Origin of the sequence: Parasphingorhabdus sp. (assembly GCF_039968395.1) — a bacterium.
Lineage (GTDB): Bacteria > Pseudomonadota > Alphaproteobacteria > Sphingomonadales > Sphingomonadaceae > Parasphingorhabdus.
Map to the genome: position 1 here is coordinate 1049680 of NZ_JBDVPV010000005.1, position 17456 is coordinate 1067135.

The following is a 17456-nucleotide window of genomic DNA, read 5'->3' on the forward strand; positions in this document are numbered from 1 at the left end:
CAGAGAATCAAGTCGAGAATTTCCGAACCAGAGTCCGTGCCGCAGCCGTTACTTGCAGCCACGTTTCATCGAAAGACGCGTCATTGCCATAATAGGGATCCGCCACATCCTGACCCGTCTGCCCCTCGACATGATCCAGTAGCAACGACAGTTGCGCAGTTGCGTCTTTGGGTTGAACCTTGCGCAAATCCTGCAAGTTCTGCTGGTCGAGGGCAATAATATGATCAAAATCGCGAAAATCCGCAGCCCGGACCTGTCGTGCTCTCAAATGGCCTGCTTCGACTCCGTTTCTTGCGGCTACTGCCACTGTCCGATCATCCGGTGCATTTCCGGCATGCCAGTCCGCCGTTCCAGCAGAATCGACGATACACGACACGTCGGCCTGCGCACATTCGTGACGCAGAGCCGCTTCGGCCAGTGGAGATCGACATATATTGCCGAGACAAACGAAAAGAACTGAAATGGTCATATACTGAAACTAACTCAACTAAGCTTTTTGACGCCTATTGGGCGGATTTGTAATTTTGCAGCGAGAACACACCGCAGGCAATCCGGCCACCGCTGTCTCCGGAAGGATCGGTCTTCAAGTCATCCGGACCGGCGTGGACAACAAATGCAGCGCCATCTTCATCCAGCAATGCGCTGCGTTCGCCATTCAGAGATGCGCCGGCGATCACATTTTCAAGAGATCCCTTGCCGTCAGCTCCAATGTCCAGATTAAAAAAGTCACCTTTGTGCGCGCCATTGGGATTGTCAAAACCATGTTCACGACCATCTGGATTCCAGTGACCACCTGCGGATTTAAAGTCAGGTCCTTCGCATTTGCCTACAGCATGAATGTGCACGCCGCGTGGACCAGGAGTCATGCCCTCGGCATCAATTCTGACGATCAGTCCGCCATCGCCCTGGGCGACAATAACTTCGCCATAGGCGGTATTGTCCGTCCCGGTCAGAGATGCGCGCGCGATGCTGTCCGCACCAACCGTTTCGGGCTCATCAGCCGTCCCGCAGGAAACGAGGCCCGCAGACACAAATGCCAAAATTGGCAACAATATCGGCAGATTTCCGTTTCGAATGACCATTGCGTGTCTCCCCGGTTCCCCTGTTACAGCCTTCATGATACCAGTGAAGCCTTCAGCTTCAAACAGTTAGTTAAAACAGTGTCAAAATCAAACAATCAGGCTCAGAAGCATTGACGACGTCCCGATATGTCATCGCGCTGGGTTCCAATCAGCGGCACATGCACTTTGGTGCGCCTCGCACTGTCATTGGCGCTGCCATTGACAGACTGGCACAATCAGAAATTTCACTCGTCGCCTGTTCCGGCATCGTCGATTCTCGTCCGATAGGCCCTTCCCGGCGGCAATATGCCAATGCCGCGATCGCTGTTGATACGCCCCTGGTACCGCCAGATGTTCTCATTCTGCTCAAAACAATCGAAGCGGAATTCGGACCACGCCGCGGCCAGGCCTGGTCTTCCCGGGTGCTTGATATGGACATTATCCTGTGGAGCGGCGGTACATTTGTTGAGGACCACCCTGCCCTCGCGATTCCGCACGTCATGATGCGTGAAAGGCCTTTTGTGTTGGGCCCCGCAAGCGAGATTGCAGGCCAATGGCGTGATCCGTTGACCGGGTTGAAGCTGATCCAGTTGTGGCACCGGCTGAAACGGTTTCGGAACCATGACAACAAAGACTCCTGAAATCGCGGAAAGCCGCTTGACCGCAGGACAATGCGCCACTAGGGAGACGCTCTCGCAGACATGATGCGTTTGTGGGCCCTTAGCTCAGTCGGTAGAGCAACTGACTTTTAATCAGTAGGTCGCTGGTTCGAACCCAGCAGGGCTCACCATTATTTCAAACGCTTATGGAATATGTGTGAAGCGCGAAATGCGCCGGGGTATCCGTGGGGTATCAGATTGTGTTCCAGAGACGCCCACAATGAGGTGAATATCCGAAATTTCGAAAAACAGACCTTCTTATTGATGCAGATACCCGCCATATTCCGAACGCGGAAATTGGGATTACTTCGCAAACTGAGGAAAAGTGCAGCTATCCTCTAATATGCAATCTATTGGTTGCGTAATAAGCTGAATATGCTATTGCGCAACCTGGAGGTTGCCTAATGGAAAATTCTATCGAACGAACCATCATCCTGTCTGCACCAATCGAGCGTGTTTGGCGGGCGATCAGCGATCATCTGGAATTTGGTACATGGTTCAGAGCCGTGATTTCCGAACCCTTTGCCCCAGGTGCGGTCATTGCGTGCCAAAGTACCTATCCCGGACACGAACATTTGACCTGGTCCATGACAATTGTCGACATGGAACCGAACAGACGGATCTCGTTTACCTGGCCAGCATATTACGGTGAAGATATTGATCGGGATGCAAGTCAGGATCACCATCTGAAGGCCACTTTTCTTGTCGAACCATGCGAAGGCGGAACGAAGTTAACATTGAAAGAAACTGGTTTTAGCAAGCTCCCGCCTGACTATGCTCCGACCGCTTTTCGGATGAATGAAAATGGCTGGGATGAGCAAATGAACAACATCACGTCCCATGTCACTGATTGAATCTCAGGTCTTTGCAGCGTTGGGTGACCCAACCCGCTTGAAGATCATATCTCGTCTGAGTGATGGCGAGGCGCGACCTATTGGGAAGCTCACAGCCATGACGGCAATCTCGCGGCAAGGCGTCACAAAGCACCTTAAAATGCTAGAGCATGCAGGTTTGGTCATAAACCACCGCGTCGGCCGCGAAAGCAGATTTAGCCTGAACCCGGATGGCTTTCGACATGCCCAAAGCTATCTACAAACGATTGAAAGGCAATGGGATAATGCGCTCGACAGGCTTCGCTTGCATATTGAAGATGGATGACTGACCTGCTCCCGATGATGAAACAATCACCAAATCCAGCACCGGGCCAGCTGGCGGATGTTTTGTACCAGACTCCCCTGCTCTATTGCCCACAAAATCGCATGCAGTGTTCCTGGAATTTTTGCTCCAATCCCGTCTATTCAAAAGAATTTGCTCAATCATCGTCAAATGACACCCGCTTCTCCGCCTCAATTCCCCTCATTTTTCACGCGACCGGCCTGCCAAGGTACGATTGCGTGCCTGAGGGAGGTTGTTCTAAACGGTTTGCCGCGCGATCCGCTCGGATTATCCTCAGAACGGGTGGTGATGACGGTTATGTTCATCCATCAGAAAGGATGACCTGATCAATCAGGGCAACCATTTGTTCATGTGCGGCATGTATGTCGCCCTGCATTGTATTGCGAGTTGAGGGGAAACATAACAAACTGACCACCCTTTTAGGGTTCGGTCCGGTTAACCGCAGAAACACGCGGAATCAGAGTTTAATGTTTGAAGGAGACCAAGAATGAGTGACATTTCAAAACGTCCAAAACTAACAGTCATGCTGGCCACACTTGCGGTGTTGGTGCCGAGCAGCGTATCTGCGCAGCAGGAAGCGTTAGAAACCCAGAATGAGATTACGGTAAACGGTTTGCCCCCGGCTGACCTGTCGGGCCTCGAAGAAGGGCCTGATATCAAAGGCTTTATTTCAGCACGCGATGCGGACAGAATGCGCGTGATGAGCGAAAATGGGGTCGGTACAACCATCACCATTGCTGAAGCCACTAAAATCAGGGCCAGCAAAGGGCTGTTCGGCATTAATCGCGGCACGCTTGCAGCAGACTCTCTGTTGAATGGCCTGCCGGTTACCGTCAAAACAGTCGTTTGGGGCGGCGGCCTCGTGGCAAGCCGGATCAATTTGCGTAACAACGACCTGAAAACGGCAAATATGATCCGCAATGGCACGGCACAAGGCTTTGCAGATCAGACAGCGGCCACCGAGGCCCTGCGCGGTCGGGTGAGTGATATTGATGAGTATAATATCAAAGGCACGACAAACGTAAACTTCGACACCGGCAAGGCCGTACTGTCTGCACAAGGCAAAGCCGATCTGTGCAACACAGCGGCCCAGGCAGAGGGAATGAAAAACTCCCTGCTTTTGGTCGTTGGTTATACGGACTCCACCGGAGATTATGAGTTTAACCAGCAGTTGAGTGAAAAACGCGCCAGTCGCGTGGTCAACTACATGCAACAAGCCTGCGGCTGGAAACCATATCGCATGCTGACCCCAACCGGGATGGCCAAAGCGGATCCAATCGCGAGCAATGATACCCCCGAAGGCAAGGCACAGAATCGCCGTGTTGCGGTGAACATCATGGTCAGCAAAGGCCTTGACGGACTATAATGTAAGCGGAGTGGGCATCGCCCACTCCGTATTTTTCTGACGGTGCGCGACGATCTTTATGGAGAGCGAAATCCGAAGGTTCTGAGGGCCAAGAGTCAGAAGTTGACGCTTTCTCCGCAGTTGATTCTTCCTAACGCTGAACCCTGCCGGAACCATCGCCATCCATCAGCTTTTCAACTTCGCTCACGGATACCCGATTAAAGTCACCCAAAATGCTGTGTTTCAAACAGCTTCCTGCCACCGCAAACTCGAGTGACTTCTGGCGATCTTCATATTTGTTCAGTCCGCAGATTAGGGCGGAAGCGAAACTGTCCCCACCACCGACGCGGTCGATAATGTCGGTAATCTCATAGCGCCGCGACAGTTTGAAATCGCCGCCGCGTTCCCGCAGACAGGCAGACCAGCCATTGCGGTCGGCGCTATGGCTTTCGCGCAAGGTGATGGCGATGGTCGACATGTCTGGATAAAGTTCCAATACTTTTCTCGACAAAGCCTCATATTTCTTTGTGTCCAGCTCTCCAGCTTCAACATCCACATCCACACTAATACCCAAGGATTTCTGGCAATCCTCTTCATTGGCTATTCCAACGTCAACATATCTGACAAGCTCGCACATGACTTCGGGAGCGGTCTTGCCATATTTCCATAACTTGCCGCGATAGTTGAAATCACAGGACACGGTGACACCTGCCTTTTTTGCTTCGATAAGACATTCGAGACTGAGGTCAGCTGCTGATTGGCTCAACGCGGGCGTTATGCCCGTAATGTGCAGCCATTTGGCGCCGTCAAAAATAGCTGGCCAATCAAAATCACCCGGAGCGCATTCGCAAATCGACGAAGCAGCACGGTCATAGACAACTTTGGACGGGCGCTGATTTGCACCAGATTCCAGATAATAGATACCGACGCGGTCACCGCTGCGGCGGATCATGGACGTATCCACGCCAAACCGACGCACTTCATTGATCGCATGCTGGCCGATGTCATTATCCGGCAGTGCCGTGACAAACGCAGATGACAGGCCATAGTTGCTGAGCGCAACCGCCACATTTGCTTCGCCGCCGCCGAATGTGGCCTCGAATTCCGGTGACTGGAAAAATCGCTCATGTCCGGGCGTCTTCAGACGCAACATGATTTCTCCAAATGACAAAAAGTCTGCCATAAATCTATCCTTTTGGTCTTGCGGCGCTGGCAATGTTTACCGCCTCGCGCGCGAGGTTCGTTATTGGTTCAAAATTGCCGGCATCAATTTCAGCAGCCGGCGTAAGCCAGCTGCCACCACATGCCACAACCGATGGTACCGCCAGAAAATCTCCCAGATTGCTGGCCGTAACGCCGCCCGTTGGCATGAATTTCATATGGCGAAAAACAGATGAAAGCGCTTTCAGCATTGGAACTCCGCCGGCCAGCGATGCCGGAAAAAACTTCACTGTGCGCAGGCCCAACGCATAGGCGCGCTGAACTTCACCGGCCGTCATCGTACCTGCAAACAAAGGCACCGATCGCTCCAGGCAATATTCAGCGACTTCATCCACCAGTCCCGGCGAAACAACGAACTGCGCACCGCGCGCGATCACCTCTTCCGCCTGCCCGACCGTCAATACGGTTCCGGCACCAACAATGAGACCGGAAGTCTGTTTTGCAATTGCTTCCATGCAGTCCACGGCTTCATCAGTCCGAAGCACAACTTCAATAATACCGAGTCCGCCTGCATGAAGTGCAATTGCCGTTTCCACCGCTATTGCGGGATCACTCCCGCCAACGAGTGGCACCACTGGCGCCTTCGCCAGCCGTTCTTCCAATTGCTGTTCCATATCCATCTTCGTTCACCCTGTTGCTGCTCATCAAGAGAAGAACAGACCGCCATTAATGTCAATGTTGGTACCGGTAATGAAAGACGCTTCGTCGGATGCGAGATATACAGTCGCATCCGCTGTTTCCTCCGCACGGCCCTGACGACGCAGAGGTGTAGAATTGGCAACATTTTCACGCACTGCATCGGCCGTAAAAGTATCATGGAAACTGGTTGCAATCATTCCGGGGCACAGTGAATTGCAGCGAATGCCCTTGGGCCCGAGATCTTTCGCCATCGCCCGTGTGAACGTCATGACTGCGCCTTTTGAAGTGGCATAAGCCGCCGCACCGGGACCGCCGCCATCGCGGCCAGCTAATGATGCGAAATTCACGATTGACGCACCTTCCTTCATGTGCGGAACAACTGCCTGTGTCGCCAGAAACGTGGATGTCACGTTGAGACGCATGACATATTCGAAAAATTCGGCGTCCATTTCGGCAAGCCCTTTGCGTTCAACCAGACCACCCACGACGTTGACAAGAATATCGATCTGATCCCCGAAAGCCGCTTGAGCGGCAGCCACCATCGCAGAGACATCTTCGGCCTTCGTCATATCTCCTTTGACCAGAACTGCAGTTCCGCCAGCCGCTTCGATTTCCGACAACGTTTCATTGGCCTGATCTTCATTGTTGCAATAGTTGACCACAACCTTTGCGCCTTCACTGGCAAGTTTGACCGAAACCGCTCGACCGATATCGCGGCTACCACCGGTGACGATTGCGACTTTTCCATTGAGTTTGGTCATAATTTTTCCTGTTTATTTGAAGTTTGAGTTTAAAAGTTTCCGGGAGGATTCAGGTTGATTTCGGCTTTAAGGGTTTGATGTCCGGACAAAGGATCAGAACCGACACGACGGTCATGATCGCGAGACCAGCACCAACGATAAAGGCCGGCACATAGCTGTTCACAGTGATTATCGGGATCAGGAAGTTCAGTCCGACTACGGCCAGTTTCGCCGCTGTGCCCGCAAAACCTGCAAGTGATCCAACGGATTTCCCGCTGTAAAAATCACTGGGCAACGTCTGAATATTACCAACAGCGGTCTGGAAACCAAACAAGATCGCAGCCATTAACATCACGGCAACAAACGGGGTTGCCGCTTGCGTTGTGAGCAGCAGGAAGACCAGCATGATCAATCCGCCCAATGTGATCACGGACTTGCGTGTCTTGTTGACGGTCCAGCCCGCCTTGATGCGGTTTTGCGCAAGAAGACCGCCAAACCAGGCACCAAACATCGCGCCCACATAGGGTATCCAGGCATAGATAGCGATTTCCTCGACACCGAAGCCATAGGTCTCGTTTAAGTATAATGGCAACCAGCCGATGAAGAGCCACCAGATTGGATCAAGGAAGAACGAAGCCATGATGACCCCCCAACTTTCCTTGCGCGAAAGAATTTCCTTCGAGTCCGGTGCATAGGTCGCGACTTCGTTTGTGTCTTGATTGCGCTGACCCGTGATGATGTACTGGCGTTCTTCCTCGGAAAGCCATGGGTGCGTGTCAGGACCTGATTTATACACCAGGAGCCATGGAACCAACCAAAGGAAACCCAGCAGACCGATGGCGATGAACGTGGCTTGCCAGCTGCCCAAAAATACAAACAGGATACCAATGATTGGCGCGGAAACGATACCGCCAATGGCCGCGCCCGAATTGAAGATACCTTGCGCCAAAGCGCGCTCGTTGATCGGGAACCATTCCGCGTTGGCCTTGGTTGCGCCGGGCCAGTTACCTGCTTCCGACACACCCAGTATTGCACGAAAGACAGCAAAGCTTGCGAGGCCCGTGGCCACCGCGTGCAGCACGGTCGCCAATGACCAAACACCGATCGCCAGGACGAAACCCAACCGCGTTCCGATCCAGTCAAAAATCTTTCCAAACAATGTCTGTCCGAATGCATAGGCAAAAGTGAAGACATTCAGGATGATTGCATAGTCGGTTTTCGTCAGACCCAGATCATCCGAAATTTCGGGCCAAAGAAAACCAAGTGCGCCGCGATCAATATAATTGATGATGGTTGCCAGTGCGACAAGACTGACAATAGCCCAGCGAAATTTTCCGACTTTTGCAATGCTGCTCATTATTGTTCCCCTGATCCCAGAAAGTCCTGACGTACGGGACTGAATGAATCGATTAAGCTGCCCGCTTCAATGCACGTTACGCCGTGACGTGAGTTCGGTTGAATATAGACACTGTCTCCTGGTCCGATCTCGCGTTCTTCACCATCAATATGGGCGCGAAAACGGCCACTCTCGATGTAGGTTGTCTGACTATGAATATGGTCGTGAATGTCGCCGGCTGAACCACTTTCAAACCAGAGTCGGCAATTCATGATATCCGGGCCATAGCTCAGAATTTGCCGGGTAATCCCGTTTCCAAGATCTTCGACTTCAATTTCAGACGCCCGGACAAACGCTTTGCTCTGTCCCGATTTTTCATCAGTCGCATTCATTTCGTCGCCCTCCCCAGTTTGACGTGGGCCGCATAGCCGGTCCAATTGATCTGCTCGCCGCCAATTAACGCCCGGTGCGTTTTCATCGGATCGGCATCATAGGAAATCGCAAGAACGGATTTCTCTCCGGACAGCGCTTCAATCATCAACAGATCAGCTGATCCGGCTTGTTGATGCCTGATGGATTTAATCTGGCTATCGCTGGCGACGGTTCTCTCTTCTGCACCGTCATAGCTGCCATGTGCCTCCAGAATACTGGCAAACACGGCATCCTTGCTGTCAGTCGCACGCTGGATAATTACGGGTTCGCGGCGCAGATTAAACTGAGGATCGTTCGCGCCGCTTTCGGCCAGAATGGCTTCACCTGTCACCTGCGGAATCCAGCGCGCGGTGTAAAACCGGTCATCCAGTATCCAGGTAACAAACGCATTTTGCGCATTATCCGGCTTGCCCGTCGCATCGACCCAAAGATGTTGATAGCCATTGGCCGTACCCAGAACCGGACGTGCATCGACGCTGGATTTCAGATCAAAGCCAACCCGGGTAATATGCCCGGAATAGTGCATGGGCAGATCATATTTGTGGGCGGTTTCAGACTTTACCCGGAGCACATCTGCAACCAAGGGCTGGCCCAGACCTTCGACGTTGAGAAGCGCTAATGTGCGCGTAAAATTCACTCCGGGATAGGCCCCCGTCATCGTTGCACTACTTATCTGGCTACCGGGCTTGGCAGAGAAAAACCGCTGCTGCGGAGATAGCTTGTCACCTGCTTTGGCATCCCCGTCGAAATGACTTTTTTCGTCCACAACCAGACTGTTGTGCGCGATTGTCTGCTTTGCCCAGGTTTCATTTTCCGGCAGATATCGACCACCAAATTTGGATTCAACGTTCAGGAACCGTGCAGCACCATAATCGGTGACAATTTCGTTGCCATTGTCATAATATTGCCAGTTGAGCTTGTCGAAATGACCATGGCCCATTCCCTGAGAACTGTTTTTCGCAACGAGCGCCTGACCGCTGGTACTGTCACCTTGACGCAAAACCGCAACTGCGCCCTTGTTTCCTTCCGGTCCGTCCGAGAACAGCAGTGATTTAAACGGAAACGGCCGGGCTTTGCCTGCCGCGAGATCATTGGCAAGCAACAGGCCATCATCGGTCAGGATTGTCCGTCCCTGCCACTCGGCAATCGACAGCAATCCAGGATCGCGCGTCTTGCTATAGGCAATAGCAACGCCGTTATAGAGTTCATTGGTCTTGAGGCTTTTGTCCCTGATCGCATCATTGAACGGCAGGAAATACCCGTCATAGGTCAATTGAATGGTCGAGCGCAGTGCCTTCAGCAATATGCCATCCCGGTGTTCGTAAATTTTCCGCGATGGGTCATTTTTTTCAATCGCGCCGGCAAAAATCATGAAAGGCTTGAGCGCGAAACGCTGATAATATGGCCCTTCCGTATAATAACCATCCGGAGAAAACAGCAGATCGGTCTGACGCAAGAAACCGGTCTTTCCACTTTTATCAAGACCCAGCAATGCGATATCGACCAGTTCCTTGTCGCCCAGTACATAGCCGGTCATGCCAACGCCAGCGGTCGCCCAGGTGGCATGGTTGTGAATTTTACTGAACGTCACGGGCGAACCAGTAGACAGGAAAGCCGCCGCCTTGCGGAAGACATTATCATCAATATTTTTGCGATCCGCCTCGGAAAGGCTTTCGCGAACAGCTTCATAACCCTGGATGCTGTCCACCATCCACATTGCGTCATTTAGAACCTGCCAGAAAATCCTTCCGGAACCCTGGCTGTTTTTGCGTGCCGGATGCTCGCCCAATGTCGGATAAAGCTCGGCATATGCCAGAAGCACATCCCTGACATAGTCAGAATATTGCTGCTCGCCAGTGTTGCGATAAAGTTGTCCGGCAAGATTGATTGCCTTGAAATTCTGTTTGTGCTGTTCGTGGGTGTATCCGCCACCGGGGTCTTTGGGCACTGGAACGACCACACCCGCTTCCATCATGCGGTCGACAAAGACCGAAGCACGCTGCATTTCATTTGCGAAAAGAGGTGCCGGATTTGCAGTCGCTGCAGCCGGCTCTGCCTGGGAGGACAGATCAGAACCGGCAACAGCGACGGAAGACGTAGCGCCCCATAATGCGACCCATAAAAACTTCGGGATCATGGCTTTGCTACGCCTTCAAACTGGTTATTCGACAATATCGCGCGGTGAGCACCTTCGTAGTTCAGCTCTTCGAGGATCGGCGCTGGCATGTCGACGGATCGATTATCCGCAATGCGCGTTTGCGGTCGGCCAACCGTGTGCACGATCTTGATCGGAGCGGAGTCCAGGAAATTGTTGTTGCTGATATCACTATGTTGCGCACCATGGAGCAACATCGATGCTCCGGTCGTGTTGTTGCCGCTTTTGCCCACATTCATGAAGTTGGAACCGGTCAGTGAAAAATGTGGCCCAAACGTACTTTCATCACGGCCACCCCGATAAATATTGAACGTCTCTGCCCCGATATCTTTGAAGTTTGAATTCGAAATCTCGATATACTCTGCGTTATACTGGCCGTAATCCTCTGTCTCTGCAGCAGCCTGCAGGACTGAGCCAGAGATGTTCAGAAAATTGCTGTTCTTGATACTGATCCGATCTGCGAAGGAACTTTTTCCCAGCGCCATCACATGGAACGATCTGTTCACATCGAGATTGATCACTGACACATGATCAAGTTCGATCAGGAAATTGGATTGTATGGGAAAGCTTGTGGTTCGGATCACCGCATTGCCCACGGAATCCGGAGCCATTACACCATCTATCGTGAGGTTGGATAGCCGCAGGCTTCCCCCTTGCTTGATCTCCACCAGCGACGGACGTGCAAAACTGATACTCGCAACAGCATCTTTTGATCCTTCAACTGAAATCACCTTGTCCAGTGGCAGGATCTTGTTCACCAGATACTCGCCTGCGCCCAAAATCAGGCGATCCCCATCAGATGCCGAAGCAAAGGCCTTGGTCAGGCTGTCTTCGCCTGGAGACACCGAAATCACCTTCCCCGTGCCAAACCGATCGCCAGCGGCTGGCTTGGGATACCAGCTCACACCGACCTGATCGCGCGTAACCGGCTTCAAATCACGTGACGCTCCAACGCGTACATCTTCAGGATAAAGCAGCCCGTTATCTGCTCGAACCAAACCAGTTGTTTGTTCCGAGATGCCATCGACCGGTTGTTCGATCGTGCCGTTAGTCAGAACATTTCCCGTGAACGCGATCCCGCTGATATCATCCTGGATCTTGACGAACATGCCGCTGGCGACACCGCCAAGCATGTTGTTTAGAAATTTGCTGTTTACCGGCGCAGCAGAGCGTTCCGTATCGGCCCCCGCGTTGAAAGTAATGCGCGTGCTATCGACAACGCTGTTATTCTCCACAACAGCATTATTGACCTGTACGTAACGATTTACCGGCGAATTCGGTACACCGTTCATCACTGTCAGCGCGCTGGCGAACCCAGTTCCCCGCAGACCTTCCATATAGTTGTTCCGAATTGTCTGATCCTGATTGATCACCCGGATGCCCCCCGTATGATCCTTGCCATTGCCAAAGAAAACGTTGTTCTCGACCAGATTTCCATCGCCATGGCGAAGCGTCAGCGTACCGCTTGATTCAAAGAAAACATTGCCCCTAAATATGTTCTTCCCGGCTTTCGAAGAAATGATCTCAACTTCGCCGTCACAGCGATCAAAATAGTTATTCTCCACCACGCTGCTGGAATCAAACATCGAATATTTGCTGGTACCTATGCGAAGCGTTTCTCCGCCATTGGAACCAAGAACCGGACGCGGTCCGAAATAATTATGATCGATGCGATGGTGATTATCCTGGCTTGCCTTGGAATCGAGCCGAACTGCGAACGTGACCCCCTTGTTGGTCTTGCCCACGAGATGATTGTGATCAAACCGGTTTTTCTTGCCATACATGCCCACCCAGTAGTCGCTTTCGTAGCGGTCGGGCTTGCTGAAATGGTCAATCACGACTTCTGTTACGCGGCTATAGGATGCCAGGTCTGCCTTGGATCGCCGAAACGAGATTACTTCGCCGGTCGGGCTGTAGCCATTTTTGAATACCAGCCCTGTAACCAGCATGTGTTCCCCGCCGATCCGCAAATTGGACTGACCGGAGATAATGACCTTACCAGGTTCTTCGGAAATCAGCGTTATCGGCTTTTTTCGGGTACCCTTGCCCGAAAACTTGATTTCGAAATCACGCCAGATGCCGTTGGCCAATATGATGATGTCGCCCGCAACCAGCTTTTTCTCGGCAGCAAAATATTCGGATTGTGTTTTGACAAAATAATGTTCGGCGGAAGCCGGAAAAGCGACTGCTACGCACGTCAACAAAAACAGGCAAAACCTGAACACCATCCCCAAATATCCTTTCCTCTTGACGATAAGGCTATCAGCGAGTCTATTTGGTGTCAACCAATTATCAATACCAAAATGTTATACCAATTATGGTCAGCCCATTCTTGCGGTTTGCAAGAAACGTTCCCGGCTTTCACTTGCACGCTGCTGCACTTCACGCAGTGCTTCCTGTTCGGTAGCGTCCAGCATGGAGCCTATCAGCCGAAGGAAATGCTCACGCATTGCGCGGCGCGCAGCTTCCGGATTTCGGGCCTTAAGCGCATCGAGGATATCCATGTGCTCTTTCGCGCGAATCTTCGTGTCTTCCTCACACACAGCATCGTAGCTATGCTTTACTTCAGGCAGTTCTTCCCGCATCCGCCACAGCGTTTCAATCGTATGGACCATCGCACCATTTCCAGATGCCTTTGCGATAGTTGCGTGAAATTCCCGATCAGCCGCAAGCGAGACTTCTTCGTCCTTACTGGCCATTGCGACGATAAGATCATCCAGCTCTTGCAGGTTCTCGTCCGATATCACCTTGGCCGCCAGTGCAGCTGCCTCCGCCTCGATCAACGATCGGGCTTCGGTTAGCTCAAAAGCACTTACGTCAGGAAGATGGTCTGGATTTTTTGGCTGCTCTTCGCACACATATACGCCAGACCCGGTTTTTATCTCGATCCGTCCGATCGCCTGCAGCGCAATTTCAGCTTCGCGAATTGTCACCCTGCTGACCTCGAAACGCTCCGCCAATTCTCTTTCGCCGGGAAGTCGGGTACCAGGCGGAAAGACGCCCTCTTCAATCAGATCGCTAATCTGCTCTGCAACACTGTGAAAAAGTCTTTGCTCCGCCATTTGCTCGCCAATTCCCTCTATAACATCAAGGCTTTTTAAGCTCTTACCTCAACTTAGCGCAGACCCATACCAATTGTCGACCAATTTGAATTCCACTACAGACCCCAAAATGGCGCGGCAGGTTCAACCTCCCGCCGCGCCTCCCCGTTTGAGAGTTAGAATTTGAACTTCACACCGGCAAAATAGCGAGGGCCATAGACATTGACCTCCGAGATATTTTCCAGGGTCGGATTAAATTGGTTCCGCGGTTCATTAAACAAGTTAATCCCTTCAAGCGTAAATTTGATATTGTCCGTCAGCTTGTAAGAAATGCGTGCTTCAAAAACACCAGTGTTTCCTATGTAACGCAGGTTACCGGGAGTAGAGATGAACTGCTGGAAATAATTGCTGCGATATTTGTACACACCCTGCAGATCAAGACCACCAATCTGGTAATAGACCTGCGCCGACAATACGTGTTTGGACAGACCGAAAATCTCTGCCGGAGGCACGATCCCGATCCGGTCAACAAGTGTTCCATTGGTGCCGAACACTTGTGATGCACCAAATTGAGCATCTTCAAATTCAAAATTTGAACTCGCATAATTGTAACTCAATTTGAAACCCAGTCCGTCAAGTGGTTTCGGCAAGTAGCTCAGACGATGGGAAGCCGTAACCTCAAAGCCATAAATTGTGCTCGAATCACCAACTGTATTCTGCGTCGTTACCGCTGTCTCCAGTGGTTGACCGTCTACCAGAAATACTTCCGTCTGAGTGGTATTCTCGAATCCGCCGTTGAAGCGTTTGTAGTAGACGCCTGCAGCGAGAATCGTGTCCGCGTTCGGATACCATTCGACTGCTGCGTCAAAATTCCAGGATAGAAGCGGCTCGGTAAATGGGTTACCGCTTGCTGTCGCATTGCCGATTGCATCGGCCAGAGATGTGGCATCATCATCTTGCAAGCCGCCAAAGCTGCGCCCAAACCCCAAATCGGAAGGATCGGGACGAGAAAGAGCGCGATAAATTGCCGCACGCGCCTGAACATCGGGAGTAACTTCAGCAACAAAATTCACACTAGGCAGATATTCGGTATAGCTTCCTCCGCCAACCACTTGGTCGAACCCAGTCGCAGCCGGATCTGGGATAACGTCGATCGTACCATCTGGGTTGTTCTGGGTAACCAATGCGGTTCTGAAACCGATGGAGCGCACCTTGGTGTTTATCACCCGCAGGCCGATATTTCCTCGCACCGGAACACTACCCCAATCCGCGTTGAAGTTTGCCTGCAAATAGCCTGCCCAAGTCTTCTCTGACACATCAACATTTGAAATCGCTACGCCTGGACCAGGGATCACTGGCCGACCATTGTCATCGAAAACAATACCCTGAGGGTCCGCATTGTTTAGTTCTCGTACCAAACAAAGGGGATCAAACGTTGCAAAACTATTCCCAGTTCCAGCTGCGATTGTCGCGCCCGTTGCATCGACATTTGTGACCAACGCATTGCCGCCGCTGATCGATGACAGGAAGTTATTTTCAGGAAACACATTATCACGGCAAGCCTGATTGGCGATGGTCAGTGCAGCGTCAGAAAAAGTAAACTGATCCCTCGCACGCGGCACAGCATCGTATTTTAATTCGGAATAGCGGACACCACCCTGAACACTGGACAAGAAACCATCAAATTCATATTCAAAGTCACCACGAATGCCCAAAATACTGTTATTCCGGAATTGATTTAGATCAACACGTGTTCGCGCATCATCGGCAAACAAATCATGATTTGTTACGTCAAAATTCTGGACTATGAAGTTATATCCCTGCGACCCATTCTGACCAATAAATGTAGCCGTTTCAACACGGTCACGCTGAACTCCGCCGGTACCCCGCTCCAGTGCGCTATTGGTGCCCAGGACAAAATTCCCAAAAATATCTTCGCGGTCCGATTGCAAGCGCGTTTGAATAATATCCTCACGACGACTTGTTTCCGAGTAAGACGAATCAAACGAAAGCTTCAAGCGGTCAGTCGCCTGGACATCAATTGACAGACCGCCGCCATAATATTCTTCTCTGCGCTCCTGAAATTGACTATTGGTTTCTATGCGCTGCTCATTGGTAAACTGCTGCAAAGATCCAGCCGGTGTTACAATCAAATCAAAATCAAGTCGCCGCGAAAGAGGTACATCCGGAGCATCAACCCGACGGTTTTCTGCAAATACAAGATCATTGCGAATTTCTGTAAAATCGCGATTTGAATATTGAAAATCAAAATTGATATCAACGTCTGGAGTTGGCTTTAACTGGACTGCGGCAAAAAAGGAATCACGCTCATCCTCCGTTATATTCTGGCGAAATGATCGCGAACTTGCCGTGAACAGGAAGGGCGTATTTGCATCCGGAGCGGTACCCGTTACCGGATCGATCTCAAGAATCAAATCGCCGTCGTCAGAACCTCCGTCATCGCAGTTATCATCTTCAAAGATACCTTCATTGAACGTGTTTGGTGCGGACGCAATACCAGCCAGTCGACAATCACGAAAACCGCTGCTCGAACGGACTTCTTGCTCGGGATTTGTAGTCACGTTACGCGAATAACCGAGCGAGATACCCACCTCGCCATCGCCAACGTTGAACTGATCAATATAGCTGAATGTGCCGCGATAGCCCAAATTGCGCTCACGAATATTCAGATCTGTATTATCCGGGTTGTAGTTTAGCTTGAAATCACCCTGAAAACGGCGCTTGCCGTAATCAATTGGACGCACCGTTTCCAACGCAATTTGACCCGATACGCCGCCTTCAATGAAGCGCGCTTCCTGCGTCTTGTAAATCGCAACTTTATTGAACAGCTCCGAAGGAAACTGACTGAAGTTTACCGAACGGTCGCCGCTACCATTTGATGCCTCACGGCCGTTCAATACCGTAGAACCGAGAAAAGGCCCCAAACCACGAATAGAAATTTCTGTCGCACCGCCTTGCTCGCGATGCGATGCTGCGCCAGTCAGTGTCTCAAGGGCCTCACCGATGGATAGAGCAGGCAGATCACCAATTTCTTCGGAAGACAGAGCATCAACAATTGTCACTGCCTCTTTCTTGGTTGAAATTGAATCCTGGATCGTTGCGCGGATGCCGGTGACCACAATGGCGTTTTCGTTGTCAGCTGCTGCACCATCTTGTGCACGAGCCGGACTGGCAACCATTGCCATGGCAGTACTGGCCAGCAAAACTGCCGTTACGTTCGATTTACCTGTTTTAGAACCACCGAAAGCTCCGTTCCGAAACATCCCTATTCTCCCTGCACATTTATTTTTATAACCTTCAGTCGAAAAAATGCCGCGACAAAACCAATTTGTCAACCATTTCTTACTACCAATTTTGCATACCTATGTTTCTACGCTTGCACTTGCCTACACTCGGCAACCCAAAACCACTATTGGCACTGGCCGAATTTGGTAGGCCATCCCACAATCAACCTGCCCCGACATTCCGAAAGATCCAGAAAGTTGGCACACAAAAAATAATGGCGCGGCAGGTTCAACCTCCTGCCACGCCATCCCCTTTTGGAGCTCAATAAAACTGATTGCCCCATATTCGATCACTCAAAGCCGCTTGAACCGATTTTCAACAAACCGCGGGTAAAGGGACCGGGCT

Annotated in this window: 15 protein-coding genes and 1 tRNA gene; 5 read left to right on the plus strand and 11 right to left on the minus strand. The window is 51.4% G+C overall.

Annotation, left to right across the window (positions count from 1 at the left end; all coding sequences use genetic code 11):
- Nucleotides 1–7 precede the first annotated feature (7 nt).
- Together ABJI30_RS15805 and ABJI30_RS15810 are read right to left on the minus strand one after the other, a co-directional pair.
- Nucleotides 8–469 (minus strand): low molecular weight protein-tyrosine-phosphatase, encoded by a 462-nt coding sequence (locus tag ABJI30_RS15805; protein WP_348017648.1) that lies wholly within the window; start codon nt 467–469, stop codon nt 8–10.
- A 34-nt stretch (nt 470–503) separates the two neighbouring features.
- Nucleotides 504–1082 (minus strand): superoxide dismutase family protein, encoded by a 579-nt coding sequence (locus ABJI30_RS15810; RefSeq protein ID WP_348017649.1) that lies wholly within the window; start codon nt 1080–1082, stop codon nt 504–506.
- 110 nt (nt 1083–1192) lie between these two features.
- On the opposite strand from ABJI30_RS15810, the gene folK reads away from it, so the two are divergent.
- From folK to ABJI30_RS15835, 5 genes are all read left to right on the plus strand, one after another.
- Nucleotides 1193–1702: a 2-amino-4-hydroxy-6-hydroxymethyldihydropteridine diphosphokinase gene (gene folK / locus ABJI30_RS15815; protein WP_348017650.1), complete on the plus strand. Its 510-nt coding sequence runs from the start codon at nt 1193–1195 to the stop codon at nt 1700–1702.
- 73 nt (nt 1703–1775) lie between these two features.
- A tRNA-Lys gene (locus ABJI30_RS15820) sits at nt 1776–1851 on the plus strand.
- A gap of 273 nt (nt 1852–2124) precedes the next feature.
- Nucleotides 2125–2574, plus strand: coding sequence for an SRPBCC family protein (locus ABJI30_RS15825; protein WP_348017651.1), 450 nt, complete (start codon nt 2125–2127; stop codon nt 2572–2574).
- Nucleotides 2561–2878, plus strand: a complete 318-nt coding sequence (locus ABJI30_RS15830) for a metalloregulator ArsR/SmtB family transcription factor (protein WP_348017652.1) — start codon at nt 2561–2563, stop codon at nt 2876–2878. The genes ABJI30_RS15825 and ABJI30_RS15830 overlap by 14 nt, the downstream gene beginning before the upstream one ends.
- A gap of 505 nt (nt 2879–3383) precedes the next feature.
- Nucleotides 3384–4262 (plus strand): OmpA family protein, encoded by an 879-nt coding sequence (locus tag ABJI30_RS15835; protein WP_348017654.1) that lies wholly within the window; start codon nt 3384–3386, stop codon nt 4260–4262.
- A 130-nt stretch (nt 4263–4392) separates the two neighbouring features.
- On the opposite strand, the gene ABJI30_RS15840 is transcribed toward ABJI30_RS15835, so the two are convergent.
- The 9 genes from ABJI30_RS15840 to ABJI30_RS15880 form a co-directional block, all read right to left on the minus strand.
- Complete coding sequence (locus ABJI30_RS15840; protein WP_348017655.1) at nt 4393–5424, minus strand: sugar kinase; 1032 nt, start codon at nt 5422–5424, stop codon at nt 4393–4395.
- Between the two features lie 4 nt (nt 5425–5428).
- A complete protein-coding gene (gene eda / locus ABJI30_RS15845; RefSeq protein ID WP_348033179.1) occupies nt 5429–6082 on the minus strand; it encodes a bifunctional 4-hydroxy-2-oxoglutarate aldolase/2-dehydro-3-deoxy-phosphogluconate aldolase in 654 nt (217 codons plus the stop codon).
- Nucleotides 6083–6106: 24 nt separating this feature from the next.
- Entirely contained in the window at nt 6107–6862 is a 756-nt protein-coding gene (locus ABJI30_RS15850; protein WP_348017657.1) for a glucose 1-dehydrogenase, read from the minus strand.
- A gap of 49 nt (nt 6863–6911) precedes the next feature.
- Nucleotides 6912–8198, minus strand: coding sequence for an MFS transporter (locus ABJI30_RS15855; RefSeq protein WP_348017658.1), 1287 nt, complete (start codon nt 8196–8198; stop codon nt 6912–6914).
- On the minus strand, nt 8198–8569 hold the full coding sequence (locus ABJI30_RS15860; protein WP_348017659.1) for a cupin domain-containing protein: 372 nt from the start codon (nt 8567–8569) through the stop codon (nt 8198–8200). Before ABJI30_RS15860 ends, ABJI30_RS15855 begins: the two co-directional genes overlap by 1 nt.
- A complete protein-coding gene (locus ABJI30_RS15865) occupies nt 8566–10746 on the minus strand; it encodes a heparinase II/III family protein (protein WP_348017660.1) in 2181 nt (726 codons plus the stop codon). Before ABJI30_RS15865 ends, ABJI30_RS15860 begins: the two co-directional genes overlap by 4 nt.
- Nucleotides 10743–12992 carry a polysaccharide lyase 6 family protein gene (locus tag ABJI30_RS15870; protein ID WP_348025339.1) on the minus strand — a complete coding sequence of 750 codons (2250 nt, stop codon included), beginning with the start codon at nt 12990–12992 and terminating at the stop codon, nt 10743–10745. The genes ABJI30_RS15865 and ABJI30_RS15870 overlap by 4 nt, the downstream gene beginning before the upstream one ends.
- Before the next feature lie 93 nt (nt 12993–13085).
- Nucleotides 13086–13826, minus strand: a complete 741-nt coding sequence (locus ABJI30_RS15875; RefSeq protein WP_348017662.1) for a FadR/GntR family transcriptional regulator — start codon at nt 13824–13826, stop codon at nt 13086–13088.
- A 155-nt stretch (nt 13827–13981) separates the two neighbouring features.
- Nucleotides 13982–17089: a TonB-dependent receptor gene (locus tag ABJI30_RS15880; protein WP_348017663.1), complete on the minus strand. Its 3108-nt coding sequence runs from the start codon at nt 17087–17089 to the stop codon at nt 13982–13984.
- Nucleotides 17090–17456: the final 367 nt, after the last annotated feature.

Coding starts and splice junctions, on each gene's coding strand:
- ABJI30_RS15805 (WP_348017648.1), bottom strand. CDS start 469: ATGACCATTTCAGTTCTTTTCGTTTGTCTCGGCAATATATGTCGATCT.
- ABJI30_RS15810 (WP_348017649.1), bottom strand. CDS start 1,082: ATGGTCATTCGAAACGGAAATCTGCCGATATTGTTGCCAATTTTGGCA.
- ABJI30_RS15825 (WP_348017651.1), top strand. CDS start 2,125: ATGGAAAATTCTATCGAACGAACCATCATCCTGTCTGCACCAATCGAG.
- ABJI30_RS15830 (WP_348017652.1), top strand. CDS start 2,561: ATGTCACTGATTGAATCTCAGGTCTTTGCAGCGTTGGGTGACCCAACC.
- ABJI30_RS15835 (WP_348017654.1), top strand. CDS start 3,384: ATGAGTGACATTTCAAAACGTCCAAAACTAACAGTCATGCTGGCCACA.
- ABJI30_RS15840 (WP_348017655.1), bottom strand. CDS start 5,424: ATGGCAGACTTTTTGTCATTTGGAGAAATCATGTTGCGTCTGAAGACG.
- eda (WP_348033179.1), bottom strand. CDS start 6,082: ATGGATATGGAACAGCAATTGGAAGAACGGCTGGCGAAGGCGCCAGTG.
- ABJI30_RS15850 (WP_348017657.1), bottom strand. CDS start 6,862: ATGACCAAACTCAATGGAAAAGTCGCAATCGTCACCGGTGGTAGCCGC.
- ABJI30_RS15855 (WP_348017658.1), bottom strand. CDS start 8,198: ATGAGCAGCATTGCAAAAGTCGGAAAATTTCGCTGGGCTATTGTCAGT.
- ABJI30_RS15860 (WP_348017659.1), bottom strand. CDS start 8,569: ATGAATGCGACTGATGAAAAATCGGGACAGAGCAAAGCGTTTGTCCGG.
- ABJI30_RS15865 (WP_348017660.1), bottom strand. CDS start 10,746: ATGATCCCGAAGTTTTTATGGGTCGCATTATGGGGCGCTACGTCTTCC.
- ABJI30_RS15870 (WP_348025339.1), bottom strand. CDS start 12,992: ATGGTGTTCAGGTTTTGCCTGTTTTTGTTGACGTGCGTAGCAGTCGCT.
- ABJI30_RS15875 (WP_348017662.1), bottom strand. CDS start 13,826: ATGGCGGAGCAAAGACTTTTTCACAGTGTTGCAGAGCAGATTAGCGAT.
- ABJI30_RS15880 (WP_348017663.1), bottom strand. CDS start 17,089: ATGTTTCGGAACGGAGCTTTCGGTGGTTCTAAAACAGGTAAATCGAAC.